This is a genomic window from Streptomyces sp. NPDC043861 (genome assembly GCF_056435905.1).
On record NZ_JBWKDP010000002.1, the window covers coordinates 1 to 24,679 of the forward strand.

Sequence of the window (24,679 nt, forward strand, 5' to 3'; positions counted from 1 at the left end):
AGCTCTACCGGGCGGCACTCGCCGTCCGCCGCGAACACCCGGGCCTCGGCGCGGGCGACACCGTGACCTGGCTGGACGCACCCGACGGCGTCCTCGCCCTCGCCCGCGACGGATTCGTCTGCACCACCAACACCCGCGGCACGGACGTGGAGCTGCCCGTGCCGGGACGTGTGCTGCTGTCATCGGCGGCACCCGAGTTCACCGGCGGGACGGTCCGCCTTCCCGCCGACTCCAGCACCTGGTGGGCAATCTGACATGCGACCGGTACAGTCCAATCCCATGACCGCACGGCTTGCCGACATCGCAGCCCAGGCGGGGGTCAGCGAAGCCACGGTCAGCCGAGTGCTCAACGGCAAGCCAGGCGTGGCAGCGGCCACCCGCGAATCGGTGCTCGCCGCACTCGACGTCCTGGGCTACGAACGCCCCGTACGACTCCGCAGGCGCAGCGCCGGACTTGTCGGACTCATCACCCCTGAGCTGGAAAATCCCATATTTCCCGCCCTGGCCCAGGTCATCGGTCAGGCGCTGACCCGCCAGGGCTACACGCCCGTGCTGGCCACCCAGACCCCCGGCGGCTCCACGGAGGACGAACTCACCGAAATGCTCGTGGACCGCGGGGTCTCCGGCATCATCTTCGTCTCCGGACTGCACGCCGACACCAGCGCCGACATGCAGCGCTACGAGAAGCTGCGTGCACAGGGCGTGCCGTTCGTGCTCGTCGACGGCTTCGCACCGGACGTGCACGCGCCGTTCATCTCGCCGGACGACCGGGCGGCCATGCGGCTGGCGGTGACCCACCTCGTGTCACTCGGCCACACCCGGATCGGTCTCGCGCTCGGCCCGAAGCGATTCGTCCCCGTTCTGCGGAAAATAGAGGGATTCGTCAAGGCGGTCCGCGAACAGTTGGGGCTGGCCGACCAGCAGATCGAGTCCGAACTGATCCAGCACTCCCTCTACACCCTGGAGGGCGGACAGGCCGCGGCCACCGCGCTGATGGACCGCGGCTGCACCGCGGTGGTGTGCGCGAGCGACATGATGGCGCTCGGCGCGATCAGGGCGGCACGGCAGCGCGGTCTCGAAGTGCCCGACGACATCTCGGTCGTCGGCTTCGACGACTCCCCTCTGATCGCCTTCACCGACCCGCCTCTCACCACCATCCGCAAGCCGGTGCCCGCGATGGGCCAGGCGGCGGTACGCACACTGCTCGAGGAGATAGGCGGGACACCCGCACCGCACAGCGAGTTCGTGTTCATGCCCGAGCTGGTGGTCCGGGGTTCGACCGCGTCGGGACCTGGGGTTACGCCCAGTCCTTAGGGCGTGCCGAAGGGCGTACCCCCGTGCGGTCGGAACCTTACGAGGGATGATCGGGCCGGGGCCGGGCATCTGGCACACTCTGTCCCTATGGGTGAAGCGACCGTAAAGACTCTGGAAGGCCGGACGGCCGCGCCGTCACCCATGGTGAGCGAGGACGTTCCGGCCCCGGAGGACGGTCGGCTGCGCAGGCTGCGGGCACCGCGGCGGCCGCGGATCTGGTTCGAGATCGCGCTCATCGCGGTGAGTTACTGGGTGTACTCGATGATCCGCAACGCGGTGCCGGAGCAGAAGGCGCAGGCCCTGCGGAACGCCGACTGGATCTGGGCCGCCGAGAAGGCGCTCGGCATCGCGGTGGAGCAGACGGTCAACCATGCCGTGAACTCGGTGACATGGCTGATCGTGACGATGAACTACTACTACGCGACGCTGCACTTCCTGGTGACCATCGGTGTGCTCGTCTGGCTCTACCAGCGGCATTCGGGCCGCTACGCCCCGGCACGGCTCGTTCTCTTCGCCATGACGGGCGTCGCGCTCGTCGGCTACTACCTGTACCCGCTGGCCCCTCCGCGCCTCATGACCGGCCAGCACTTCATCGACACCGTGCGGGTCCACGACACCTGGGGCTCGATGGCCTCGGGGAATCTGAAGCACATGTCGAACCAGTACGCGGCGATGCCGTCGATGCACATCGGCTGGTCGCTGTGGTCAGGGATGATCATCTTCGCGCTGGCCTCGGCGCCGTGGGGGAAGATCCTCGGCCTGCTGTACCCGACCCTGACCCTCATAGTCATCGTCGCCACGGCCAACCACTTCTGGCTGGACGCGGTGGGCGGACTGCTCTGTCTGGCCTTCGGCTACGGCGTTTCGTTTGCCTGGTACGGGGCCCTGCCCCACCGGCTCCCGCGGTACGTACCGGGGGCCCCGGCCGGGACCATCGCGCTCGCCGACGGCGGGACGATGGCACCGGGACTGAACGCCGCCCGTCGCTGAGCCGGCGCAACCCACCGGCGCGAGCGGGCCCCCGCGTCGGCTACGCGCCGTAGAACAGCTCCTCCACCACCGACCTCGCCCGCCGCGTCGCGCGCCGGTAGTCGTCGACCATCTCGCCGCTGGAGCCCGCGTGCGGCTGCGCCCGGTCCGGCCCCGGCCCGTAGCCCAGGTACCGGCTCACCGCGCTCAGTTCACGGGCCTCCGAGGGGAATGTGTCGCCCGGCCGGCCGCGGACCAGCATCACGGCGTTGCGGACACGGGTCGCCAGCACCCAGGCTTCGTCGAGGGTCTGGGCGTCCTCCGTGGACAGCAGCCCGGCGGCATGGGCGGCGGCCAGAGCATCGCGGGTACGGGTGGTGCGCAGGCCCGGCTCTGCCCAGCCGTGACGCATCTGGAGGAGCTGGACCGTCCACTCGACGTCGCTGAGGCCGCCGCGGCCCAGCTTGGAGTGGAGGGTGGGGTCGGCGCCGCGCGGGAGACGTTCCGTCTCCATCCGGGCCTTGAGCCTGCGGATTTCGCGGACCGCGTCCTCGCCGAGGCCCTCCGCCGGGTAGCGGAGCGGATCGATCAGCTCGATGAAGCGCGCACCGAGCTCCGCGTCGCCCGCCATCGGCTCCGCGCGCAGGAGGGCCTGGCTCTCCCAGACGAGCGACCAGCGGCGGTAGTACGCAGCGTACGAGGCGAGTGTGCGGACCAGAGGGCCGCTCTTGCCCTCGGGACGGAGATCGGCGTCGATGAGCAACGGAGGGTCCGCGGTGGGGAGCTGGAGCAGCCGCCGCAGCTCTGCCACGACGTCGTTCGCCGCCCGGCCCGCCTCCTGTTCGTCGACTCCTTCGCGCGGCTCATGGACGAACAGGACGTCCGCGTCGGAGCCGTAGCCCAGTTCGTGCCCGCCGAAGCGGCCCACGCCGATGACCGCGAAGCGGGTGGGGAGCATGTCGCCCCACCGTTCCCGGACGACGGCACGCAGCGCACCGGCGATCGTCGCCGCGGTGAGGTCGGAGATCGCATTGCCCACGCGGTCCACGATCGCGCCGGGATCCCGTTCTGCGGGGCTCTCCTCGGTGCCGTACGAGCCGATGAGATCGGCCGCGGCCGTACGGAACAGCTCGCGCCGCCGCACCCCGCGGGCCGCCGCGACCGCCGCCTCCGCGTCCTCGGCCCGTCCGACCGCGGCGAGCACCTCCTGCTCGAGGTGGTCCCGGTTCCGCGGTTTCAGCCCTTCCGGATCGCCGAGGAGCGCGACCGCCTCCGGAGCGCGCAGCAGCAGATCGGGGGCCAGCCGGCCGGCGGACAGCACACGCGCCAGGTTCTCCGCCGCCGCGCCCTCGTCGCGCAGCAGTCGCAGATACCAGGGCGTCTTGCCGAGCGCGTCCGACACCTTGCGGAAGCCGAGCAGCCCCGCGTCCGGGTCGGCCGAGTCCGCGAACCAGCCCAGCAGCACCGGCAGCAGGGTGCGCTGGATCGCCGCCTTGCGGGTGACACCCGACGACAGGGCCTCCAGATGGCGCAGCGCGGCTGCCGGATCGGCGTATCCGAGCGCTTCGAGACGCTGCCCCGCCGCCTTGGCGCTGAGCCGGGTCTCGCCGGGGGCGAGCTGGGCGACCGCGTCCAGCAGCGGCCGGTAGAAGAGCTTCTCGTGCAGCCGCCGTACGACCGCGGCGTGCCGCCGCCACTCCTTGTTGAGCTCTGCGACCGGATCGGCACGCAGGCCCAGCGACCGTCCGAGGCGGCGCAGGTCGTCCTCTCCCTCCGGGACGAGATGCGTGCGGCGCAGCCGGAACAGCTGGATGCGATGCTCCATCGCGCGCAGAAAGCGGTACGCCTCGTCCAGCTGTGCCGCGTCGGTCCGCCCCACGTATCCGCCGGCCGCGAGTGCGTTGAGCGCATCGAGCGTGGTCCCGCTGCGCAGCGTCGCGTCGCTGCGGCCGTGCACCAACTGCAGGAGCTGTACGGCGAACTCGACGTCGCGCAGCCCGCCGGGGCCGAGCTTGAGCTCACGGTCCACCTGGGCCGCGGGGATGTTGTCGACGACCCGGCGGCGCATCCTCTGCACATCGGGCACGAAGTTCTCGCGCTCGGCGGCCTGCCAGACGAGAGGGGAGAGGGTCTCGACGTACTCGGCGCCCAGCTCCGGGTCCCCGGCCACCGGCCGTGCCTTGAGGAGCGCCTGGAACTCCCAGGTCTTCGCCCATCGCTGGTAGTAGGCGAGATGGCTGGAGAGCGTACGCACCAGGGGGCCGTTGCGGCCCTCCGGCCGGAGATTGGCGTCCACCGGCCAGATCGCGCCCTCGACCGTGGTCTCCGAGCAGATCCGCATGAGGTGCGAGGCGAGCCGGGTCGCGGCCTTCAGCGCCTTGGCCTCGTCGGCCCCTTCCACCGGCTCCCCGACGAAGATCACATCCACGTCGGAGACGTAGTTGAGCTCATGGCCGCCGCACTTGCCCATCGCGATCACCGCGAGCCGGCAGACGGCGGCGTCCTCGGGCGCTGCGGTGCGGGCGATGGCAAGGGCGGCCCGGAGCGTCGCCGTCGCCAGGTCGGCGAGCTCGGCCGCGGTCTGCGCGACGTCGGTGGTGCCGCACACGTCCCGGGCCGCTATCGACAGCAGACAGCGGCGGTAGGCGACACGCAGCGACACCGGGTCCGTGGCCGCGGCGAGACCCAGCTCGAACTCCTCCACACCGGGGTGCAGATCCGCCGCCTCGTACGTCACGAGCGCGTGCCAGTCGCGCGGGTGCCGCGCCAGATGGTCACCGAGTGCCTCGGAGGCGCCGAGCACGCCGAGCAGCCGGTCCCGCAGCGGTTTCGCGGAGATCAGGGTGTCGAGCAGCACCTGCCGTTCGTCCGGCTCCTGCGCCTCGACCAGGCGAACCAGCCCGCGCAGCGCCAGGTCGGGGTCGGCGGTGGCTCCCAACCCGTCGAGCAGCACCGAGTCGGCCCGTACGGTCGCCATCTCGGGCAGATCGAGGAACCGCTCGGCAACGGCGGGGTGTGTGAACCCGTGCCGCAGCAAAAGCGTGAACGTGCTGCTTCTTCGACCCGGCACCGTCATCCCACCGCCTCCGATCAAGGTCCGGATCCGAGCCTAGGCCCTGTCCGGCCCGATCGGCCTGGCCGGGCCTGCCTTCCGTACCGGATTCCGATGAGTCCGGTCGCCGCGCAGAGTCGGCACTTCGAAGGGACCATTGAAGGACCGAGAGGATGGACCACGCGATGCCCGTACAGGCGAACGCGCAGGCGCAGGAACCGCTGACCGATCTGGACCCGCGCTACAGCTCTCCCGGCGCGACCGCGACGCCCTGGTCCGACGCCGTGGCGCTGCTGGAGAAGGCGGAGATCTTCTGGCTGTCGACCGTACGGCCCGACGGCCGCCCCCATGTCACCCCGCTGATCGCCCCCTGGCTGGACGGAGCCGTCCACTTCACCACGGGCGAGCAGGAGCGCAAGGCCCGCAACCTCGCCGCCAATCCGCAGGTGGTCCTCACCACCGGCACCAACCGGTCCGACACGGGATGCGATCTGGTGATCGAGGGCGAGGCGGTCCTGATCACCGACGAGAAGCGGCTGCGCCGACTGGCGGCGGCCTGGGAGGCCAAGTACGGGGCCGAGTGGCACTTCGACGTACGGGACGGGGCATTCCACTCCGAGGAGGGGGGCCGTGCCCTGGTCTTCGAAGTGGCCCCGCGCACCGCCTTCGGTTTCGGCAAGGGAGAGACCTTCAGCCAGACCCGATGGCGCTTCACCGGGCAAGGATGACGATCGGAGACGCCGTCATGGCGACAGCAGAAGGCGCGGACGAAGAGAGCCTGGAGTGGACCCTCGAGGTGATCGTCGTCCCGGTCGGCGACGTGGACCGGGCCAAGAGCTTCTACGCCGACCGGTGCGGTTTCAGGCCCGACCTCGACGTGTCCCCCTTCGAGGGTGCCCGCTTCGTCCAGCTCACCCCGCGCGGCTCCCGCTGCTCCATCGTCCTCGAGGCGGGTCTTCCCGACTCCCCGGGGCAGCCCCGGATGGCCCCCGGCTCGCTCCAGGGCCTTCAGCTGTGCGTCACCGACATCGACGCGGCCAGGGACGAGCTCACGGACCGCGGTGTCGAGGTCAGCCCGGTGCAGCACGTGGGGCCGTCCGGCTGGGAGGAGGGCAAAGGCAAGGAAACCTGGAACTCCTTCCTCTTCTTCAAGGATCCTGACGGCAACGGCTGGGTGGTCCAGGAGGCCCCCGCACCGCTCGCCGAACGCTGACCGACTGTCGTCGCACGCCGGCCCGGACGCCGGCCACGGGAGGTTCCGCCGATGGATTTCACGCTGGAAGTCGTCCTCGTCCCCGTCGCCGACGTCGACCGGGCCAAGGAGTTCTACCGCGACAAGGTGGGGTTCACGGTCGACCTCGACACCAGGATCGACGAGCGGATCCGCATCGTGCAGCTGACCCCGCCCGGCTCCGGCTGCTCCATCGTGATCGGCGAGGGCATCCCGCTGCCGGGCGGCAGGAAGCTCGAGCCCGGTTCGTACCAGGGTCTCCAGCTCGTCGTCGGGGACATCGAGGCGGCCCATGCCGAGCTCGTGGCCCGGGGCCTCGACGTCACCGAGCCGCAGGCGGTCGCCCCGGGCGACGGCGGTACGTTCATGTACTTCAGCGACCCCGACGGCAACGGCTGGGCGATCCAGGAATGGACCGCACGCGCCGCTCAGCCCCTCCATGAGTTCCTTTCCGCCCAGGCACGAGCCCGAGCGGGCGGCGAGGCGGACTGACTTGTCCCCGAGAGACATCCGGACAAAGCCATGGAATGGACCCTCGAGGTGATCGTCCTCCCGGTCGGCGACGTGGACCGGGCCAGGGGCTTCTACGCCGACCAGTGCGGTTTCGAGATCGACCACGACACCCGGATCGACGGCGGCGTCCGCATCATCCAGCTGACGCCGCCCGGCTCGCCCTGCTCCATCCTCATCGGCTCCGGGCTGCCACCCGCGCCGGGCCAGACGACGATGACCCCCGGCGCGATCCAGGGGCTCCAGCTCTGTGTCCCGGACATCGAGGCCGCCCATGACGAGCTGCTCCGACGCGGGGTCGAGGTCAGTGCGGTGCAGCATGTCGGGCCGAACGGCTGGGCGCAGGGCAAGGGCGAGCCATGGAACTCGTTCGTGTTCTTCAGGGACCCCGACGGCAACGGCTGGGTCGTCCAGGAGGCCCCGTCGCCCCTCACGGAGCGCCGTCGCCGGTCCTGACGGTGACGGGGCCGGCCGTGCTCCTCCGACGCCACGGGGGCGGCCGTGCTCCGCGCCACGGGACCGGGGGCCGATTCTCCGCACGGTGGCTCCCGGACGGCCGAGGGGGTGCACCGACCGTCGCGAGACGTAGCGTCTTGCCAAAGTGGGCGCGAGGCGTTACGGTCTCCACGAGACGAGACGGACCGTTCCGTTCGCTGTCCTGCAGCCCACCGAAGGATGTCGCCCTTGTTCCCAGTAGCCGCCCCCGTCACCTCCGCCCCGGTCACCACCGCGGTGTCCCAGATCACACTCACCGACGTCACGAAGCGCTACGACGACCACGTCGTTCTGGACCGCGTCTCCTTCACCCTCCGCCCCGGCGAGAAGGTCGGTGTCGTGGGCGAGAACGGCTCCGGGAAGTCCACACTCCTGCGGCTGCTCGCCGGACAGGAGGAGCCCGACAACGGCGCGCTCACCGTCGTGGTCCCCGGCGGCATCGGCCATCTCGCACAGACCCTGGACCTGCCCGGCTCGGCGACGGTCGGCCGGGCGATCGATCTCGCTCTCGCCGGTCTGCGGCACCTCGAGCGTCGTATCCGTGCGGCCGAGGCCGGGCTGCACACGGCCGGCGAGGCCGGGGCCGACGAATATGCGAGGCTGCTCGCCGAGTTCGAGGCACGCGGCGGGTACGACGCGGACCGCAGGGTCGCGGTGGCCCTGCGCCGGCTCGGCGAGCGGGAGCCGCTCGACCTGGACCGGCGGCTGGGGACGCTCTCCGGGGGCAGACGCTCCAGACTCGCGCTCGCCGCTGCCCTCGCCTCCTCGCCGGAGCTGCTGCTGCTCGACGAGCCCACCAACGACCTCGACGACGAAGCCGTCTGCTGGCTCGAGGAACAACTGCACGCCCACCGTGGCACGGTCGTCGCCGTCACCCACGACCGTGTCTTCCTCGAGCGGGTCACCTCCACGGTGCTGGAGGTGGACCAGGACCGTCGCACCGTGCGGCGCCACGGCAACGGCTATGCCGGCTTCCTCGCCGCCAAGGCCGCGGACCGGGCGCGCTGGACCTCGGCGTACGAGGACTGGCGCGCGGACGTGGCCCGTCAGTCGCAATTGGCCACGGTCAACATCGGCCTTCTGTCCGCGATCCCGCGAAAGGCGCCGGCGGCATTCAGCGGCGCGGGCGCGTTCCGGGCACGGTCGCGGGCGCACGGGGCGATGAGCCGTATCCGCAACGCCCGCGAGCGGCTGCACCGGCTGACGTCGAATCCGGTGCCGCCACCACCGCAGCCGCTGTGCTTCACGGCCCGCATCGAGGGCGAGGCGGCCGGCGGCGTGACCGTGGCGGGCCTCGAGGTGCCCGGGCGGCTCACGCTCGACGCCCTGGAGATACCGCCGGGCGGGCGGCTGCTGGTCACCGGGCCGAACGGCGCGGGCAAGTCGACCCTGCTCCAGGTGCTGGCCGGTGAACTCGAGCCGGGCGTGGGCACGGTCACCCGCCCGCCCCGGGTCGGATTCCTTCGCCAGAGCACGCAACCGGTCCTCGACGGGCGCACGGTCCTGCAGGTGTACGGCGAGGAGCGGGCGGAGCAGCTGTCGACGACCGGCCTGCTCCACCAACGCGACTTCACCCGGCCCGTTCGGGAGCTCTCCATCGGCCAGCGACGCAGGCTGGAACTGGCCCTGCTGGTGGCCGGACCGGTCGACCTCATGCTGCTCGACGAGCCCACCAACCATCTTTCGCCGGCCCTGGTGGAGGAGTTGGAGGCCGCTCTGGCCGGGTATCCGGGCACGCTGGTGGTCGTCACCCACGACCGGCGGATGCGCGGAAACTTCGACGGTCCGGAGCTGGTGGCCGGTGGTGCCGGGGCGGCACGGGAGCGGGCCGGACACCCTCCGCGATCGGCGCCGGACGAGTGAGACGTACGACTCCGGGAATCGGCCCCGGACGGACCCGGGCGACCGCATGCAGCCGGGCCGGCGGTCGGCACCGCCGGCCCGGAGTGCTCGGCCGTCGGGTGTACGGGCTCTGACCTGCGCTTACAGCACCTGCGGCGGGTCGTTGCGCAGCCCGAAGGCGAGCGTCCGGGAGCAGCGCCTGCAAGGCGCCTGCCCACGGGCCGTTCAACGCCGAGCCCTGCGTCCCCGACCTGCCGCGACTCGATCGCTCAGTCGCCGGACGACGGCTCAGTCGCGCCGGCCTCGGGGGCCCCGGCGAGTCTGGGCCACCCACTCCTCCCGCCCCGCGTCCTCGCCGTATTCGTCGTGCCAGTTCCACCACTCGTACGGCGGAGTCCGGGGGTAGCCCTCGGGCGAGTCCTCCCAGTCCTCCTGCCGCCCGAGTGCGGTCATGTCGAGGTAGCTCCAGGTGCTTCCCAACGCCTCGTCGCCGCGGGCGTTGATGAAGTAGGTGCGGAACACCCCGTCGCCGTCGCGGATGAACGCATTCGTGCCGTGCCACTCGTCCACGCCGAAGTCGGTGTCGAACTCGTCCGTCAGTGTGTACCAGGGCATCGTCCAGCCCATCCGGGCCTTCACCCGCTCGATTTCCGGCTGCGGTGCGCGTGAGGCGAAGACGAGGGTGGTGTTGCGGGCGTTCAGATGGGCGAGGTGGCCAACGTGGTCGGCCACCATGGAGCAGCCGCGGCAGGCGTGGTCGGGCCAGCCATGCACGCCGGGTTCGAAGAAGGCGCGGTAGAGGATCAGCTGGCGACGCCCCTCGAACAGGTCGAGCAGACTCGCCCTGCCCTCGGGTCCGTCGAACTCGTACTCCTTCTCCACCGCCGTCCACGGCATCCGCCGACGCTCGGCGGCCAGCGCGTCACGGGCCCGGGTCAGCTTCTTCTCCTCCACAAGCAGCCGCTGATACGCGGCCTCCCACTCCTGCGGCGAAACGATCGGGGGTGTCTTCATCGTGACGTTCACCTTCCCCTTCGGTCCGAGCGCCAGGCCGGGGCCGCCCAGTAGGACCCCCTGCATCCAGGGTGGGCCGCTGCCGGAACGTGCGCACGCCGATGCGCAGGATGTCGTCACGCAGAGCAGCCGTGGCTGCACGCTGGGAGCGGTGGACACCCCCACCAGGCCGGGCCGCCGGTTCGTGGCGCGGCCGCAGCCGGCCCGCGGCGCACGAGACGGCTCCGGGCCGACGGTCGGTGACCGTCGGCCCGGAGTGCCGTTTCACCGGGATACCCGGTCTGACCTGCGCTTACAGCACCGGCAGGTTCTTCCGCAGCTCGAACGCGGTCACCTCGGAGCGGTACTCCTCCCACTCCTGCTTCTTGTTGCGCAGGAAGTGACGGCGGCCCGGAGCGACCTCCCGCGATCGACGTCGGCGCAGCGCTGACCTGTGATCGGACGGTCGTGATTGGCCGTTGTTGGTCGCTGTGGGCCACCCTTCGACGGCCCACAGACGGCCCGGGATCCGGCACGCGAGACCGACCCGCGGAGCCCTGTCGTACCCCGGCCAGCGGTCCCGGCCGGGGCCTGCGTCACCTCCGGGACCCCGACGCTGTCGAGGACGCCGAGGATGGAGATGGCTGCAGGCCCCGACGTCACTTGACGCCGGGGCCTGCCGAGCGCGGGGGCGGTCAGTTGCAGCAGTCCGGTTAGGCGGTGAGTCGGCCGATTCTGGGGAGGAAGCGTCCGGTGCGGGCGGTGTAGGCCGCGTACGCGGCGCCGTGCGCGGTTTTGAGGTAGGGCTCCTCGACGACGCGGACCTGGAGCTGGATCGCGGCGATCAGGCAGGCCAGGGCGAGGAGGGAGACCCAGTTCGGGATCATCAGGGCCAGGCCGACCGCGGTGATGGCCATGGCGGTGAAGACGGGGTTGCGGACATGCGCGAACAGGCCGCCGGTGACCAGCGTGGTGCGTTCCCCCGCATCCACGCCCACGCGCCAGGAGGTCCCCATGTTCGTCTGTGCGGCCAGGGTGGCCACCATCCCTGCCAGCGTGATCACCAGTCCGGTCCACTGCACGTCGGCGTGGGCGGCGGTGGGCAGTCCGGCGAGCGCGGCCACGGGAGCGGCGGTGCCGCCGAGAAGGGCGGTCACGAACAGCACGCCGGCCCACCAGGAGGCTTCGCCCGGGCGGCCGGAGATGCCGCGGAAGCCTGCGTCGCCGGTGCGGCGGCGCTGCATGGCGGCGCGGACGCCGAAGGCGAATCCTGCCCACCCCAGGTAGAGGGCGAGTGCCGTCCAGGCCCAGCCACTCACCGCTTCGTCCCGGGTGCGGGCGTGCAGCAGGCGCATCCCGGATCGCAGGTGCCGCACGCGTCCGCCTCGGCTCCGGTGGTCGGCATCACCGTGGCGGTGGGTGCGCAGCAGCCCTTGCCCTGCCAGGCGTCGCGGCCTTCCTTGACGGCGATGGCGGCGATGATCAGGGCGGCGATGGGGTCGGCCCAGGACCAGCCGAGGGTGGCGTTGAGGACCAGGCCGACCAGGAGCACGGCCGACAGGTAGGTGCACAGCAGGGTTTGCTTGGAGTCGGCGACCGCGGAGACGGAGCCGAGTTCGCGTCCGGCCTTGCGTTGGGCGTAGGAGAGGAACGGCATGATCGCCAGTGACAGGGCGGCGATGACGATGCCGGGGATGGAGCGTTCGGCCTCGCCGGTGCCGGCGAGGGCGCGGACGGCGTCGACGGTGACGTACGCGGCGAGCGCGAAGAAGGAGACGGCGATGATCCGCAGGGTGCGCTGCTCGCGCGCTTCGCGCACGGCGTGCTCGCGGGCCGAGAACTGCCAGGCGACCGCGGCGGCGGAGGAGACCTCGATGATCGAGTCGAGGCCGAAGCCGATCAGGGCGGTGGAGGAGGCGATGGTTCCGGCGGTGATGGCGACGATCGCCTCGATCACGTTGTAGGTGATGGTGGCGGCGACCAACAGGCGTATCCGCTTGGCGAGCGCTTCGCGGCGGGCCGGGGACGGTCCGAGGGATATCGATATCTCGGCGGTCATGGTCAGCAGCACCCCTTGTCGGCGGCGTCCGGGCAGGTGCGGTCGGTCTCGACGGCCACCACGGCGGTGCGCAGGTCGTCCAGTGCGTGGCCGAGGCGTTCGTCGGCGAGTTCGTAGCGGGTGCGGCGGCCGTCGGGCACGGTGACCACCAGGCCGCAGTCCCGCAGGCACGCCAGATGGTTCGACAGCCGCGTGCGGGAGATCCCGAGAGCGTCGGCGAGATCGGCCGGGTAGGCGGGGGCCTCGCGCAGGGCGAGCAGGATGCGGCAGCGGATCGGGTCGGCGAGCGCGCGGCCGAACCGGGCCAGCACCTCGATGTCGGGAGCAACAGTCAGCACCCCACAACGATACAAAGATTCCTGAATTCAGGGAACCCTGTATTGCCATGGGTGGGGTGCGGCTCACCGCCGGGCAGCCGGCGGGTGCGCGCACGTCGTCGGCTAGGCGTTCTTGACCAGCAGCGGCAGGTCGTGGGCGAAGTCGTCGACTGTGGTGCCGCTGGTGTAGACGACCCGACCCTTGTCGTCGCCGGGGGTGAAGGCGATGACCTGGGTGCCGTGGTCGGAGGTGACGGTGCCGTCGTGGTGCTTCTTGGGGTCCTCCACTGAGATGCCGACGCTGAGCGCGGCCTTCTTGACCTTGGCCAGGTCGCCGGACAGGCCGGTGAAGTTGGGCCCGAAGGACTTCAGCCACTCGCCCAGGCTTTTGGGGGTGTCGCGTTCGGGGTCGGTGGTGACGAAGACGACCTGGACGCGGTCGCGCACGGCCTGGGGCTGCTGGGCCAGGGCGATGGAGATGTCGCCCATGGTGGTGGGGCACACATCGGGGCAGTTGGTGTAGCCGAAGAAGACCAGGGTGGTCTTCTTGGCGGTCTGCCGGCGCAGGTCGTAGGGCTTGCCGGTGGTGTCGGTCAGCACCAGGTCCGGCTTGGCGAAGCCGGGGTCGACGGCGGTGCCGCGGTAGGGGGAGTCGCTCTTGGCGGAGATCGCGGCGGGCTTGTCGGCGGCTTCGTGGTGGGCGCCGGAGGTGCCGCAGCCGGCCAGGAGGGCCGCGGCGGCGAGGGCGGTGGCGGACAGGTAAAGAGCGCGGGCGCGGTGCATGGCGGATCAGGTCCGATTCGTGGCGGGGCTGGCGGTCGGGGCGGGGTCGAGAACGGCTCGGGTCAGGGCGCGGCCGCGGTCGGTGAGCGTGTACATCACCAGCCGTCCCTGGCGGCGCGAGGCGGCAAGGCCGGCCTGGCGGAGCTGTCGCAGGTGGTGGGAGACGAGGTTCTGGGCCTGGCCGATGACCCAGGCCAGGTCGCACACGCACAGCTCGCCGGCCTCGGCCAGGGCGGCGGCCACCTTCAGGCGGGTGGGGTCTGCCAGGGCCTTGGCGGCCGCCGCGGCCGCCTCCAGGCCGGGCAGGGGTGGCATGCGGCTGCGGATGGCCTCGGCCACCGGCAGGTCCAGGCACAGCAGGTCGCAGGAGTCGTCGTGCTCCTCGCTCACGTCCACGTCTCATTTCGTCGTTCGGCGCCCGGGCGGGCAGAGGTCAGAGCAGGGTGGTCCAGTACAGCCAGAACCGCTGAAGGATCAGCACCACGATGATCAGGTACCAGGCGGTGAGGACCACGCCGTGGTAGCCGGCGACCTTGCCTGCCGCCTGGCGCACCCGATCCGGCACGGGCAGGTGCCCGTGGGTGAGGGCGTGCACGGTGGTGTACCAGAAGACGGGAATCATCACCGCCCACACGACCATGCAGTACGGGCACAGCGCGCCGATCCGGTAGAGGCTCTGGAAGATCAGCCAGTGGACGAACACCACACCGAAGACGACCCCGGCCTGAAGACCCCACCACACCCAGCGCGGCAGGACCACGCCGGTCCACAGCACCACGCCGAGCGCGGTCACGACGGCGAAGCCGGCGATGCCCAGCAGCGGGTTGGGGAAGCCGAACACCTCCGCCTGCGGCGTGGTCATCACCGAACCGCAGCTGAGGACCGGGTTGATGCTGCACGACGGGCTGTAGGACGGGTCCTTCAGCAGGGCGATCTTCTCCACCGTCAGCGTGAAGGCGGCCAGGAAGCCGATCGCGCCGCCGATCGTGAGCACCGCCGCCACCAGACGCTGCCCCACGGGCACCGCCGGCCGCGCGTCCGAGGCCGGTGACTCGGCGGGTGTCGTGGTCGCGGTCACTTGGCCAGTTCCGCCTCGATGGCGGCCCTGAAGTCCGCCTCCGACTGAAGCTGGGGCCTTTGGCCGTTGATGAAGAACGTCGGCGTGCCCTGCACCCCGAGCGCGAGGCCGTCCTCGCGGTCCTTCTCCACCCGCTTCGCGGTGGCCGGGTCCTTCCAGTCCGCCTCGAACCTCTTCATGTCCAGCCCCAGCTCACGCGCGAAGCCGCGGAAGGTCTCCTCGTGCGAGACCTGCTGGTCACCCCAGCCCTCCTGGGTCTCGTACATCTTCTGGTACATCGCCTCCAGCTTGCCCTGCTTGGAGGCGGCCTCCACCGCACGGGCGGCCAGCTCGGCGTTCTTGTGGCTGGGGACCGGGAAATACCGCATCACGAACGTCACCCGGCCCTCGTACTCCTCGCGCAGCCGCTCCACAGAGGGGAACGCAGCCCGGCACGATTCGCACTCCAGGTCCAGGAACTCCACGACCGTGACCTTGCCGTCCTCCGCGGTCGAGAGCCGGTGACTGTCCGGCCGGACCAGCACGGAGGCATCGGCCACCTTGCCCTCACCACTGTCCGAGGCGGTTGAAGGCACATCCGGCGTGCGGTTAGCCGCCAGCAACGCAGCAACGATCGCCGCGACGACAGCGACCAGCGCGAGAGAAATCTTCAGGTTCTTCGTCATGAGCCTTCAGCCAAGGAGAGGGCAGGAACACAGGGATTACGTGTCTCCTCACGGCATGCACTACGCGGGCGACGACGCATCGACACACTAACGGACATTGATATGTCGACCGCTGCCCCGCTCAGGGCTCCGACCCGGCGCAAGGGCATCCTTCAAAACTCGACTCCGACGACCCTCGCATCGCCGAGCTGTCTCACTACCTGCAGCTCCTGGGCGCCTACCCGCCCGAAGAGCGGGCCCCGACGTACCGCAACGACAAGAAGCCGGCCAAAGGCGGACAACTGGACCGGGAAGTCCTGCGCGACTTCTTGGACCGGCCGGAAGAGATGGCTCGCGCCGCGGAACTGCTACGCGAAGGCCTGGCTCACGGCACCTTGGAGACCATCCTCGCGGACGACGATGCGGACGACGCCGAAGACGAGGCCAGCGCCCCCGAAGGCAGGGTCCTCTACCGTCGTCACCGGATGCGGGAGCGCAACAAGGGTCTGCGAAAGAAGAAGAAGATCGCTGCTGTCCTGAAGTCAGGCGGCACGCTGGCCCGTGAGGCGTGTGGCTTCGACTTCGCAGCGGTCTACGGCGAACGCGGCGAGGGCTACATCGAATGCCACCACGTCGTGCCACTGCACGAAGCGGGCGAAGGCACTACCAACTCTCCGACCTCGCCCTCATCTGCTCCAACTGCCACCGAATGATCCATCGCACCGCCCCATGGCCCACGCCATCCGAGCTCAGCCTGTTGGTCCAGGACCAAGTCCGAAGAGGTCAGCCAGCGTTGCCGAGCCCGCGGGCAACCGAGGAGGTGGCGGCGACGGCGCAGTAGATCTTTGCCATGCGACGGTTTTCAAGACCGGTCGGACTGCTCGGCCCAATGCGGCTTGACCTGCGCGAGCGTCTCCTCAGCGGGCGCCGTCGCCGCCTGGTTGGCCAGAGGTTGGCCGCGAACCGTATTCCAGCTGCCCACCTACGCGCCGGACCTGAACCCGCAGGAGGGCATCTGGTCGCTGGTCAAGCGCGACATCGGCAACCTTGCCGCAGCCGACCTGGGCCAGATCACCAGGGCCGTGAAGCGCAGGCTCAAGCAGATCCAGTACCGCCCGGACTTCGTCGACAGCTGCCTTGCGGGCACCGGCCTATCACGGACGACTGAGCGGCGCTGCGCTGCAGAATCGTCAGTCGCCGTAGTACCGGTCGTAGGAGGTGGAGCGCTCCTCCACTGAAAAGCTCTCGAATTCACCGTCCGCCTCGAGCTCGCGCAGTCGATCCAGCGCCGCCGCCGCAGCAGGTGCACGGTTGGCCGAGAGGTGGGCCTTCGTCGCGTCGAGCCCGTGCCCAAGCAGGAATTCGATGTCGATCGAGCACGCTGCGTCGAAGCTGGCTTGCTTCGCACTCCAGACCAGGAGCACGTCGTCGACGTCGCCGCTGTTGAACAGTTGGAAGCAGCAGAGCCTCATCAGCTCGGTGTCGCCCTCGCCCTGGGCGCGTTGTTCACGCGCCGTGTGCTCTCTGAGGAGTGCGCGGACCTCGTCGAGATCCGCGCCGACGGGGCGAAGCCCGTAGCGGCGCAAGCTTTCCTTGACATCCATCGCTGGTCTCCTTGATCGTCCGGCCCGGCCCGTGGCCTATCGGCCCCGCCCATCGCCGTTCAGCCGGACGACAGCCTCTCTGCCGGTCACAGCATGCACACCGAGGGCCGGCCCATATGGGTCGGCGGCCATCGGCGCAGGTGACCGGGCCCACGCTATCCAACATCACCCAATCAAGTTGAGTAGCGGTCCGCTATGAGGCGACCGTCCTCATAGCGGCCATCGACGAATGGCTGTGACCAGCGCACATGTCGCGTCCAGAACGAGCCCGGGGGCGTGGAAGTGCTGTCACTCCACGGCAGCATCGAGGAGAATCTGCGCCAGCGCGCGCGGCTGGGAGAACATCGGCCAATGTCCGGTGTCCATCTTGATCAACCGCCAGTGCTTGCTGTTCAACAGCTCGGCCACGTCTTCGTCGGGCTCGGCGTCGTCGGGCTCAGCCCCTGCGAGCACGCACAGGATGTAAGTCGCCGGAAGTTCACCGAGCGGCCTCGCCAGCACAGCGGGCTCGGTCAGCGTGGCTCCTGGGTGAGGCGTCGAGCCACGGACGAGGCGGGCGATCTGCTCATCAGTGAGACCCTCGCCGTCGTAGTGAGCAGCTGGCGCGAGCGGCCAAAAACCTCCATTCTCGGCGATCGATGCCTTTACCGCCGCTCCGCCGTCCGGCCAGGCGGAGACAAACGACTGGCCGTCAGTTGGAACATTGGAGTCGACGAATACCGCGCGGGCCAGCCGGTCGCCGATCCGCTCCGCGGCCTGACCGACTGGGATGCCCGAGTAGCTGTGACCTACCAGGACTACGTCACGCAGGCCCTTGCGTTCTACCTCGGCAACGATGTCCTGTACGTGAGTCGCTTGCCCTGCCCGTAGACCCCGCTTGTCAGCAAGACCGGACAGTGTCAACGGGTAAACGCCGTGGTCAGCCGCACGCAGATACGGCACGACCTCGTCCCACGCCCACGCCCCGAGCCGCGCACCTGCAACCAGCACGAAATTCACCATGCACGTACCGTAGCCGGGCAGCCCGACGATCCCCTAGAAAACACTTTCGATACACGCCCTAAGGGCTGTCCCGTAACTGGGCGGTGCTCCCTTGCCGATCCCGGATAGGACCGTGTCAGTGGCCGGTGACAGGATCGAGGGGTGCTGATCAAGGGATACGACGTCGGCCCGTTGGTGCCGGGCGAGTCACTGCTGGACCATCCGGGCTTCTGGTCGAACTACCTGCTGGCGATGTGCAGCGACGGGGAGTGTCCCGAGCGCCCGTTTCCAGAGTGGTTCGGGGAGGACGGTGCCGATGCCGATGCCATGTCCGAGATCCTCTTCGATCCCGGACGCTGGCCGGCGTTCAGGGTGCCGGCAGAAGACGGCCCCGGAGCCGTGGTGATCTACCGCAACCTGGACGGCGACTACGGCACCGACTACCTCCTCACCCATCCAGGCAGAAGCTACGCCGAGCAGATCGCCAGCTGGGACGGAGACTTCTCGGGCACTGGGCTGACATGGCACGAACTGGTCCGGATCGCCGAAAGCCCGTCCGTTGCAACCGAAGGCGTCCAGGACACAGCCACCCGCTTCCTGCTACTGCTTCCCCTCCTCACCGACCCGGACGTGCCGGAAACAGCATCAGCAAGGCTTATCTCCGCCCTGACCGCAGTCGGCGCTCCACAAGACACCGCCTCCACCGCTGCGGACCACCTCCTGGCCCACCTCACGAGGAGATCCCGACACGATCCTACGTGGGCGTCTCCGCTGAGCGGCAGCCGAGAGGCGGGAGGGGCGCCAGTCATCCCATGAAACGATCTTGGTGTGGCTGCCGTGACACGGCGTCGGAGTTGTCCTGGATAGCCCCGTTCACCGGGTTGAGCCCGCGCAACTTCGGCAAGCTGGTGACCGTCCTGCGCCGGGTAGGCGCGGATGCGGTCCGCAGGGTCGGCCGTGGAGCCTTCCGCTGGAGGACCGGGCCCTGCTGGTCGCGGCGTACTGGCGTACGAACCTGACGATGCGGCAGCTTGCCCCGCTGTTCGGGGTCTCCAAGTCGGCGGCGGACCGGATCATCGACCACCTCGGGCCGATGCTCGCCCTCCAGCCGCGGAAGCGGTTCGCCAAGGACGCCGTGCTGATCGTGGACGGCACCCTGGTCCCTACGCGGGATCACACCATCGCCGAGCGGTCGAAGAATTACCGGTACTCCACCAACCACCAGGTCGTCATCGACGCCGACACCCGCCTGGTCGTCGTGGTCGGCCGGCCGCTCGCCGGGAACCGCAACGACTGCAAGGCTTGGGAGGAGTCCGGCGCCAAAGCCGCCGTCGGCAAGACCCTCACTATCGCCGACGGCGGCTACCCGGGCACCGGACTCGCCATCCCGCACCGCCGCGAGCGCGGCCAGGCCGAACTCCCGGATTGGAAAGAGGAACACAACAAGTCCCACAAGCAGGTCCGCGCCCGCGTCGAGCACGTCTTCGCCCGCATGAAAACCTGGAAGATCCTCCGCGACTGCCGCCTCAAGGGTGACGGCGTCCACCACGCCATGCTCGGCATCGCCCGGATGCACAACCTCGCCCTCGCCGGATAGACGAACGGGCCGCACCGCGGCCAAGCACGTCAGAGGCGCCTCGGAGATCATTTACGGGACAGCCCTTAGGGCGGTGAGGGCGTATGCGCGATTGTCAGTCGAGCAGCTGCGCCTCCCACGGAGGTGATGCCCGCGATCGCCTCCAGACGGTTCAGCAACTCCGCCGACAGAGCGCCACGAGCCTCGTCGGCCGCATCGAGGGCGCTCCTCAGAGCTGCGGAGCCTGCATCGTCAAGTAGCTCTCCCTTGATCACGGATTCACGCGTAAGCGCTGTGACCTTCTTGAGCGCATCCAGCACCCGGCGGGGTGGTTGGGTGTCGCTTGACTGCGGGACTGCGCTGGTGGGTGGGTACGGGTAGCCGTAGCCGATCGGCGGGCGGTTGGCCAGGGAAGCCGGATAGCCATAGCCGGACTGATGGATCCAGAGACCATCGTGCAAGGCCTGATCCAAAGCGGACCGGGCCTCACTCCCAGCGGCCATGACTGCTACATCGAACTGGTCAACGTCCACTGGCCGTCCTAGTCCGAGGTCCTGGATAGTCCGCGCCAAGAGATCGCTCCACTCGCGGGTGGAGCTGCGAATTCGGATAATGCGTGCTGTCGCCGCCTCTCTTCGTGTGTGCGCGCTCTCCTCAAGCGCTTGTTGCCGTAGGGTGTCGGCCGCTGCGCGTTCCTCTGCCGCCTCCCGTTGTGCCGCCTCCCGCTCCGCCTCAGCTGCTCTGCGGGCGACCTCGTCTCTCGCGCGCTGTGCGGCAAACCCGCGCCGCTGGATGTGCAGGGGCCCCCAGAAGGCTCCGACACCGGTAATCAGCGCTCCGCCAAGTGCGCCTAGTAATCCATAGACAGTCTCGGACACGGCTGTATTTTGCCCTACAAGTCAGCCACTTGGTTGAGAAACGGGCGCACCCGAGCGGGTGCGTGCCGGGGGTGCTGGTGCTGCCCCGGCCCTCCGGAGAAGGGTCCGCATGACTCAGCCGACGGGTCAACGGCTAATAGCCGTGCCCCATACGGTCCGCGACTCGTGCGGCCTTGTCTGCTGCTGCTTGAAGGAGTCGGGCATTGTCCGGGAGGGCCTGAAGGCTGTCCATCAGTCGGCCTGCCGCTCGATCGGCTCTGACTGCGGCCTGATGGAGCGTCGACGCATTGTCAGCGAGCGCCACCAGGTCCTCGGCGGCATCGGCGAGCGTGCTTGCAGTGTCCTGTAGGTGCGACAGCCTCCCAGCCGCGTCAACCAGCAGAAAGGCGGTGTCCTGGAGGTGAGCGAGTCCGTCAGAGGAGCGGCTCAGCGAATGGATCTCGTCTCCGGAAAGCCCGAACCCGTGGATGCGGGGGTCTGAAAGTTCTTTGAGAGTGACCTTCAGCAGCGACGCGAGCTCGGGAGCCGTCTTCGCGAACTCATCCAGCGCTGGCTCGATGCGGGTGACGAGTGCCGTTTGGGCTTCACTGATCATCTCGCCGAGTCGCTGCTCTGTCAGGTCGCCCAAGCCAGCCAGAGCGCTGAGGCCATCGGCCTCGCGCTCCTGCTTCCAGCGCTCCAACAGTTCCACCGAGTACTGATCGCTGTTCGTCCCGTCAATCTCGGAGTGATGCGGGTGGCACAGCAGGATGAGGTTCGCGAAGCTATTGCGCTCGCTGATTGTCCAGTGCGGGTTGTAGCGCTTACCCCCTTCCTCGAACGCCCGGACGCACTGAGTCACTACCTCGGACACAACGATCCGGGGTTCACGCTCCGTGTCTACACGCACCTCATGCCGAGTAGCGACGCGCGGGCCCGCAAGGCCGTGGACGGACTGTATGAGGGCACCGATCCGACGCCGGACGGCCCAGCGACGGCCCAGGGTGGATGAGACGCGATGGGGCCGACGGTCCGTGACCGTCGACCCCATCCGCCGAATCAGCAGGAAACCCACGCTGACCTGCGCTTACAGCACCGGCAGGTTCTTCCGCAGCTCGAAGGCGGTCACCTCGGAGCGGTACTCCTCCCACTCCTGCTTCTTGTTGCGCAGGAAGAAGTCGAAAACGTGCTCGCCGAGCGTCTCGGCAACGAGCTCGCTGCGCTCCATGAGCGTGATCGCCTCGCCCAGGTTCTGCGGCAGCGGCTCGATACCCATGGCGCGCCGCTCGGCGTCCGACAGCGCCCACACGTCGTCGTCGGCACCCGCAGGCAGCTCGTAGCCCTCCTCGATGCCCTTGAGGCCCGCCGCGAGAAGCACGGCGTAGGTCAGATACGGGTTGGCACCGGAGTCGATGGAGCGGACCTCGACGCGCGAGGAGCCCGTCTTGCCCGGCTTGTACATCGGAACGCGGATCAGGGCCGAGCGGTTGTTGTGGCCCCAGCAGATGTAGGAGGGGGCCTCGCCGCCCGACCCGGCGGTGCGGGCCGACCCGCCCCAGATGCGCTTGTACGAGTTGACCCACTGGTTGGTGACGGCCGAGATCTCGGCGGCGTGCTTCAGCAGACCAGCGATGAAGGACCGCCCCACCTTGGACAGTTGGTACTCCGCACCCGACTCGTAGAACGCGTTCCGGTCGCCCTCGAAGAGGGACAGATGCGTGTGCATGCCGGAGCCGGGGTGCTCGGAGAAGGGCTTGGGCATGAACGTGGCCTGAACGCCCTGCTCCAGCGCGACCTGCTTCATGACCAGGCGGAACGTCATGATGTTGTCCGCGGTCGACAGGGCGTCCGCGTATCGCAGGTCGATCTCCTGCTGGCCCGGCGCACCCTCGTGATGGCTGAACTCCACCGAGATGCCCATGGATTCGAGCATCGTGATGGCCTGGCGGCGGAAGTCCATTCCGACGTTCTGCGGGGTGTGGTCGAAGTAGCCGGAGTTGTCCGCCGGGGTGGGACGGGTGCCGTCCAGCGGCTTGTCCTTCAGCAGGAAGAACTCGATCTCGGGATGCGTGTAGAAGGTGAAGCCCAGGTCCGAGGTCTTGGCCAGGATGCGCTTGAGGACGAAGCGCGGGTCCGCGAAGGACGGCGAGCCGTCGGGCATCAGGATGTCGCAGAACATCCGGGCTGTGCCGGGGGCCTCCGCGCGCCACGGCAGGATCTGGAAGGTGCCCGGATCGGGCTTGGCGATCATGTCGGACTCGTAGACCCGGGCGAAGCCCTCGATGGCGGACCCGTCGAAGCCGATGCCCTCGTCGAATGCCTGCTCGAGCTCGGCAGGGGCCACCGCGACCGACTTGAGGAAGCCGAGCACATCGGTGAACCACAGGCGTACGAACCGGATGTCGCGCTCTTCGAGGGTACGGAGCACGAATTCCTGCTGCTTGTCCATGAGCCACATCCTTGCAGTTCAGACGGCCTGTGCACCACCGCCAGGGCGTAGCGGAAGAGCTTCAGTATCACGACCCCGGGTTTCGCCCAGATTACGCACCCCATATGACATGGGGCACGCCGTCGCCATTACCATCTGCGCTCATGGGGGGCCTGCGGCACAACCGCACCGCGCACATCGCGCGTCCCATGGCGCTGGGGAGTGCCGTGGCGACGCTCCTCGCTGCGCTCTTCATCTGTCTGGGAAGCCAGGGAATCGCCCATGCGGACCCCGGCGAGGTCCACGCCGGCGCCCCGGCGGGTATCACGGTCTCGCCCGGCACCGCGGCGACGACCGAATTCAGCTGCCCCTACGACCGCGGTGACTGCGGTCTGATCCCCCACCTCACCCAGGCCGTGCTCACCGCTCCGCCCCTGGACGGGCCGGTGTACGGCACACAGCTGCCGCCCGGTCCGGCCACGGCACAGGGCAGCGGCCGGGTGGCCGGCACGGGAGCGCTCCCTCGCGCCCCGGATCTCCACGTCCTTCAGGTGCTGCGGACGTAGCGGAAGCGCTCCAGCCCCATCCGCACCGCGTCATCCACGCACTTTCACCCACACGGAAGAAGGACGAAGCAGAATGGCTGCCAAGACCAGCAACAACGACCGCCGGGCCCGCATAGAGGAGATGCGCCGCGCCGAGCAGGCCCGCGAGCGCCGCAACCGCATCATCACCGTCACGCTCAGCGGCGTCCTGGTGGCGGGTCTCGTGGGCTTCGGCGTGTACGTGCTGAACAGGGAGTCCGACAAGAAGGAGCAGGCGGAGGCCGCGGCCAAGGCGCCCATCGCGGAGGAGAAGTCCTGGGACGCCAAGAAGCTCGGCCGCAATCACGTCGCCAAGACGGTGACGTACCCGATGAAGCCGCCGGTCGGCGGTGACCACCACCAGGCGTGGATGAACTGCGACCGCAACGTCTACGACAAGCCGATCCCCGAGGTCAACGCCGTGCACTCGCTGGAGCACGGCGCGGTGTGGGTGACGTACAACGACAAGGCCCCGGCCGGCGAGGTGAAGAAGCTGAAGGACAAGGTCGGCAAGACGTCGTACTCGCTGATGAGCCCGGTGAAGGACCAGGCCGGGGCCATCATGCTCAGTGCCTGGGGCAAGCAGGTCACCGTGGACGGCGCGGACGACCCGCGGGTGGACCAGTTCTTCACCAAGTACGTGCAGGGTCCCCAGACCCCCGAGCTCGGTGCCGCGTGCACGGGCGGTTTGAGCTCGTGACCAGGACGCACTGGGCCGCGATCACGGCCGTCGTGCTGGCCCTGCTGTTCGCGGGCGCGGCCACGGTCGCGTCCGCGGGCGACGACCACGGCACGAAGGCGGCGGCCACGGTACCGGGCCCGGATTCCGCCGACGCGGGCTTCGCCCGTGACATGGCGGTCCATCACCAGCAGGCGGTGGAGATGTCCTTCATCGTCCGGGACCGTACGCAGGACGAAGAAGTGCGCCGGCTGGCGTTCGACATCGCCACCACGCAGTCCAACCAGCGGGGCATGCTGTTCGGCTGGCTGGACCTGTGGGGGCTGCCGAAGGTCGAGTCCGGCACCGATCCGATGGCCTGGATGGATTCGTCGGAACACGGCGGTCACGGGGCGGCCGGCGGCCATGAGGCGGGCGAGGACGGCCGGCTGATGCCCGGCATGGCCACCCGGGCCGAGCTGGACCGGCTCGCGGGGGCGAGCGGCAAGGAGGCCGAGATCCTCTACCTCCAGCTGATGACCGACCACCACAAGGGCGGCGTCACCATGGCCCAGGGCTGCGCCGACCTCTGCACCGTGGAGACGGAGCAGACGCTCGCCCGGGGCATGGTCGATGCCCAGCAGTCCGAGCTCGGCCTGATGGCGGACCTGCTGAGGAAGCGGGGCGCGACGCCCCGCGGCTGA

The 24,679-nt window shown here is 69.5% G+C and carries 26 protein-coding genes and 5 pseudogenes; 16 read left to right on the plus strand and 15 right to left on the minus strand.

Features of this window, described 5'->3' with window-relative positions:
* The 3 genes and pseudogenes from AC068D_RS04180 to AC068D_RS04190 form a co-directional block, all read left to right on the plus strand.
* A pseudogene (locus AC068D_RS04180) lies at positions 1-254 on the plus strand (alpha-glucosidase); the annotation flags it as partial.
* Positions 255-279: 25 nt separating this feature from the next.
* Positions 280-1,314, plus strand: coding sequence for a LacI family DNA-binding transcriptional regulator (locus tag AC068D_RS04185; protein WP_478821404.1), 1,035 nt, complete (start codon positions 280-282; stop codon positions 1,312-1,314).
* Between the two features lie 87 nt (positions 1,315-1,401).
* Positions 1,402-2,304: a phosphatase PAP2 family protein gene (locus tag AC068D_RS04190; RefSeq protein WP_478821405.1), complete on the plus strand. Its 903-nt coding sequence runs from the start codon at positions 1,402-1,404 to the stop codon at positions 2,302-2,304.
* Between the two features lie 40 nt (positions 2,305-2,344).
* On the opposite strand, the gene AC068D_RS04195 is transcribed toward AC068D_RS04190, so the two are convergent.
* Positions 2,345-5,359: a bifunctional [glutamine synthetase] adenylyltransferase/[glutamine synthetase]-adenylyl-L-tyrosine phosphorylase gene (locus AC068D_RS04195; RefSeq protein WP_478821406.1), complete on the minus strand. Its 3,015-nt coding sequence runs from the start codon at positions 5,357-5,359 to the stop codon at positions 2,345-2,347.
* 149 nt (positions 5,360-5,508) lie between these two features.
* Between AC068D_RS04195 and AC068D_RS04200 the strand changes: the two genes are divergently transcribed.
* The 5 genes from AC068D_RS04200 (at position 5,509) to AC068D_RS04220 (ending at position 9,434) form a co-directional block, all read left to right on the plus strand.
* Positions 5,509-6,063, plus strand: coding sequence for a pyridoxamine 5'-phosphate oxidase family protein (locus tag AC068D_RS04200; protein WP_478821407.1), 555 nt, complete (start codon positions 5,509-5,511; stop codon positions 6,061-6,063).
* A 50-nt stretch (positions 6,064-6,113) separates the two neighbouring features.
* On the plus strand, positions 6,114-6,548 hold the full coding sequence (locus AC068D_RS04205) for a VOC family protein (RefSeq protein WP_478822006.1): 435 nt from the start codon (positions 6,114-6,116) through the stop codon (positions 6,546-6,548).
* 51 nt (positions 6,549-6,599) lie between these two features.
* Positions 6,600-7,058 (plus strand): VOC family protein, encoded by a 459-nt coding sequence (locus AC068D_RS04210; protein ID WP_478821408.1) that lies wholly within the window; start codon positions 6,600-6,602, stop codon positions 7,056-7,058.
* Positions 7,059-7,088: 30 nt separating this feature from the next.
* The gene (locus AC068D_RS04215) at positions 7,089-7,532 is read left to right on the plus strand and encodes a VOC family protein (RefSeq protein WP_478821409.1); all 444 of its coding nucleotides are present in this window, start codon (positions 7,089-7,091) and stop codon (positions 7,530-7,532) included.
* A gap of 219 nt (positions 7,533-7,751) precedes the next feature.
* On the plus strand, positions 7,752-9,434 hold the full coding sequence (locus AC068D_RS04220; RefSeq protein ID WP_478821410.1) for an ABC-F family ATP-binding cassette domain-containing protein: 1,683 nt from the start codon (positions 7,752-7,754) through the stop codon (positions 9,432-9,434).
* A gap of 267 nt (positions 9,435-9,701) precedes the next feature.
* Here the strand turns inward: AC068D_RS04220 and AC068D_RS04225 are convergent, their stop codons facing one another.
* The 9 genes and pseudogenes from AC068D_RS04225 to AC068D_RS04265 form a co-directional block, all read right to left on the minus strand.
* Entirely contained in the window at positions 9,702-10,427 is a 726-nt protein-coding gene (locus AC068D_RS04225; RefSeq protein ID WP_478821411.1) for a DUF899 domain-containing protein, read from the minus strand.
* Between the two features lie 292 nt (positions 10,428-10,719).
* A pseudogene (locus AC068D_RS04230) lies at positions 10,720-10,806 on the minus strand (glutamine synthetase); the annotation flags it as partial.
* Positions 10,807-11,119: 313 nt separating this feature from the next.
* Complete coding sequence (locus AC068D_RS04235; protein ID WP_478821412.1) at positions 11,120-11,725, minus strand: methyltransferase family protein; 606 nt, start codon at positions 11,723-11,725, stop codon at positions 11,120-11,122.
* Complete coding sequence (locus AC068D_RS04240; protein WP_478821413.1) at positions 11,722-12,465, minus strand: cation efflux transmembrane domain-containing protein; 744 nt, start codon at positions 12,463-12,465, stop codon at positions 11,722-11,724. Before AC068D_RS04240 ends, AC068D_RS04235 begins: the two co-directional genes overlap by 4 nt.
* A gap of 2 nt (positions 12,466-12,467) precedes the next feature.
* The gene (locus tag AC068D_RS04245; protein WP_478821414.1) at positions 12,468-12,803 is read right to left on the minus strand and encodes an ArsR/SmtB family transcription factor; all 336 of its coding nucleotides are present in this window, start codon (positions 12,801-12,803) and stop codon (positions 12,468-12,470) included.
* A gap of 102 nt (positions 12,804-12,905) precedes the next feature.
* Positions 12,906-13,565: an SCO family protein gene (locus AC068D_RS04250; protein WP_478821415.1), complete on the minus strand. Its 660-nt coding sequence runs from the start codon at positions 13,563-13,565 to the stop codon at positions 12,906-12,908.
* Between the two features lie 6 nt (positions 13,566-13,571).
* A complete protein-coding gene (locus AC068D_RS04255) occupies positions 13,572-13,955 on the minus strand; it encodes an ArsR/SmtB family transcription factor (protein WP_478821416.1) in 384 nt (127 codons plus the stop codon).
* 43 nt (positions 13,956-13,998) lie between these two features.
* Positions 13,999-14,643: a vitamin K epoxide reductase family protein gene (locus AC068D_RS04260; RefSeq protein ID WP_478821417.1), complete on the minus strand. Its 645-nt coding sequence runs from the start codon at positions 14,641-14,643 to the stop codon at positions 13,999-14,001.
* On the minus strand, positions 14,640-15,308 hold the full coding sequence (locus AC068D_RS04265; protein WP_478821418.1) for a DsbA family protein: 669 nt from the start codon (positions 15,306-15,308) through the stop codon (positions 14,640-14,642). Before AC068D_RS04265 ends, AC068D_RS04260 begins: the two co-directional genes overlap by 4 nt.
* 308 nt (positions 15,309-15,616) lie before the next feature.
* Between AC068D_RS04265 and AC068D_RS04270 the strand changes: the two genes are divergently transcribed.
* Together AC068D_RS04270 and AC068D_RS04275 are read left to right on the plus strand one after the other, a co-directional pair.
* Positions 15,617-16,000 (plus strand): HNH endonuclease, encoded by a 384-nt coding sequence (locus AC068D_RS04270; RefSeq protein ID WP_478821419.1) that lies wholly within the window; start codon positions 15,617-15,619, stop codon positions 15,998-16,000.
* A gap of 249 nt (positions 16,001-16,249) precedes the next feature.
* Positions 16,250-16,525, plus strand: a pseudogene (locus AC068D_RS04275) (hypothetical protein); the annotation flags it as partial.
* Here AC068D_RS04275 and AC068D_RS04280 read toward each other — a convergent pair.
* Both AC068D_RS04280 and AC068D_RS04285 read right to left on the minus strand, forming a co-directional pair.
* On the minus strand, positions 16,478-16,891 hold the full coding sequence (locus tag AC068D_RS04280) for a hypothetical protein (protein ID WP_478821420.1): 414 nt from the start codon (positions 16,889-16,891) through the stop codon (positions 16,478-16,480). The pseudogene AC068D_RS04275 and the gene AC068D_RS04280 sit on opposite strands and share 48 nt — an antisense overlap.
* Before the next feature lie 288 nt (positions 16,892-17,179).
* Positions 17,180-17,893, minus strand: coding sequence for an alpha/beta fold hydrolase (locus AC068D_RS04285; protein ID WP_478821421.1), 714 nt, complete (start codon positions 17,891-17,893; stop codon positions 17,180-17,182).
* A gap of 141 nt (positions 17,894-18,034) precedes the next feature.
* Between AC068D_RS04285 and AC068D_RS04290 the strand changes: the two genes are divergently transcribed.
* Positions 18,035-18,688 (plus strand): hypothetical protein, encoded by a 654-nt coding sequence (locus tag AC068D_RS04290; protein ID WP_478821422.1) that lies wholly within the window; start codon positions 18,035-18,037, stop codon positions 18,686-18,688.
* Positions 18,685-19,469 (plus strand): annotated as a pseudogene (locus AC068D_RS04295) (transposase). The gene AC068D_RS04290 and the pseudogene AC068D_RS04295 overlap by 4 nt, the downstream one beginning before the upstream one ends.
* A 65-nt stretch (positions 19,470-19,534) precedes the next feature.
* Here the strand turns inward: AC068D_RS04295 and AC068D_RS04300 are convergent.
* The gene (locus AC068D_RS04300) at positions 19,535-20,326 is read right to left on the minus strand and encodes a hypothetical protein (RefSeq protein WP_478821423.1); all 792 of its coding nucleotides are present in this window, start codon (positions 20,324-20,326) and stop codon (positions 19,535-19,537) included.
* Positions 20,327-20,459: 133 nt separating this feature from the next.
* Complete coding sequence (locus AC068D_RS04305) at positions 20,460-21,215, minus strand: hypothetical protein (RefSeq protein ID WP_478822039.1); 756 nt, start codon at positions 21,213-21,215, stop codon at positions 20,460-20,462.
* Between AC068D_RS04305 and AC068D_RS04310 the strand changes: the two are divergent.
* A pseudogene (locus AC068D_RS04310) lies at positions 21,144-21,317 on the plus strand (tyrosine-type recombinase/integrase); the annotation flags it as partial. The gene AC068D_RS04305 and the pseudogene AC068D_RS04310 overlap by 72 nt on opposite strands.
* Positions 21,318-21,392: 75 nt before the next feature.
* Here the strand turns inward: AC068D_RS04310 and AC068D_RS04315 are convergent.
* On the minus strand, positions 21,393-22,754 hold the full coding sequence (locus AC068D_RS04315) for a glutamine synthetase family protein (RefSeq protein ID WP_478821424.1): 1,362 nt from the start codon (positions 22,752-22,754) through the stop codon (positions 21,393-21,395).
* Positions 22,755-22,897: 143 nt separating this feature from the next.
* On the opposite strand from AC068D_RS04315, the gene AC068D_RS04320 reads away from it, so the two are divergent.
* From AC068D_RS04320 to AC068D_RS04330, 3 genes are all read left to right on the plus strand, one after another.
* Entirely contained in the window at positions 22,898-23,299 is a 402-nt protein-coding gene (locus AC068D_RS04320; protein WP_478821425.1) for a hypothetical protein, read from the plus strand.
* Between the two features lie 73 nt (positions 23,300-23,372).
* A complete protein-coding gene (locus AC068D_RS04325) occupies positions 23,373-24,017 on the plus strand; it encodes a DUF3105 domain-containing protein (RefSeq protein WP_478821426.1) in 645 nt (214 codons plus the stop codon).
* A complete protein-coding gene (locus tag AC068D_RS04330) occupies positions 24,014-24,679 on the plus strand; it encodes a DUF305 domain-containing protein (RefSeq protein WP_478821427.1) in 666 nt (221 codons plus the stop codon). The genes AC068D_RS04325 and AC068D_RS04330 overlap by 4 nt, the downstream gene beginning before the upstream one ends.

Bases quoted from the DNA above. Each gene is read 5' to 3' on its own strand.
- AC068D_RS04185 (WP_478821404.1), top strand. From the start codon at position 280: ATGACCGCACGGCTTGCCGACATCGCAGCCCAGGCGGGGGTCAGCGAA.
- AC068D_RS04190 (WP_478821405.1), top strand. From the start codon at position 1,402: ATGGGTGAAGCGACCGTAAAGACTCTGGAAGGCCGGACGGCCGCGCCG.
- AC068D_RS04195 (WP_478821406.1), bottom strand. From the start codon at position 5,359: ATGACGGTGCCGGGTCGAAGAAGCAGCACGTTCACGCTTTTGCTGCGG.
- AC068D_RS04200 (WP_478821407.1), top strand. From the start codon at position 5,509: ATGGACCACGCGATGCCCGTACAGGCGAACGCGCAGGCGCAGGAACCG.
- AC068D_RS04210 (WP_478821408.1), top strand. From the start codon at position 6,600: ATGGATTTCACGCTGGAAGTCGTCCTCGTCCCCGTCGCCGACGTCGAC.
- AC068D_RS04215 (WP_478821409.1), top strand. From the start codon at position 7,089: ATGGAATGGACCCTCGAGGTGATCGTCCTCCCGGTCGGCGACGTGGAC.
- AC068D_RS04220 (WP_478821410.1), top strand. From the start codon at position 7,752: ATGTCGCCCTTGTTCCCAGTAGCCGCCCCCGTCACCTCCGCCCCGGTC.
- AC068D_RS04225 (WP_478821411.1), bottom strand. From the start codon at position 10,427: ATGAAGACACCCCCGATCGTTTCGCCGCAGGAGTGGGAGGCCGCGTAT.
- AC068D_RS04240 (WP_478821413.1), bottom strand. From the start codon at position 12,465: ATGACCGCCGAGATATCGATATCCCTCGGACCGTCCCCGGCCCGCCGC.
- AC068D_RS04250 (WP_478821415.1), bottom strand. From the start codon at position 13,565: ATGCACCGCGCCCGCGCTCTTTACCTGTCCGCCACCGCCCTCGCCGCC.
- AC068D_RS04265 (WP_478821418.1), bottom strand. From the start codon at position 15,308: ATGACGAAGAACCTGAAGATTTCTCTCGCGCTGGTCGCTGTCGTCGCG.
- AC068D_RS04280 (WP_478821420.1), bottom strand. From the start codon at position 16,891: ATGGATGTCAAGGAAAGCTTGCGCCGCTACGGGCTTCGCCCCGTCGGC.
- AC068D_RS04285 (WP_478821421.1), bottom strand. From the start codon at position 17,893: ATGGTGAATTTCGTGCTGGTTGCAGGTGCGCGGCTCGGGGCGTGGGCG.
- AC068D_RS04315 (WP_478821424.1), bottom strand. From the start codon at position 22,754: ATGGACAAGCAGCAGGAATTCGTGCTCCGTACCCTCGAAGAGCGCGAC.
- AC068D_RS04320 (WP_478821425.1), top strand. From the start codon at position 22,898: ATGGGGGGCCTGCGGCACAACCGCACCGCGCACATCGCGCGTCCCATG.
- AC068D_RS04325 (WP_478821426.1), top strand. From the start codon at position 23,373: ATGGCTGCCAAGACCAGCAACAACGACCGCCGGGCCCGCATAGAGGAG.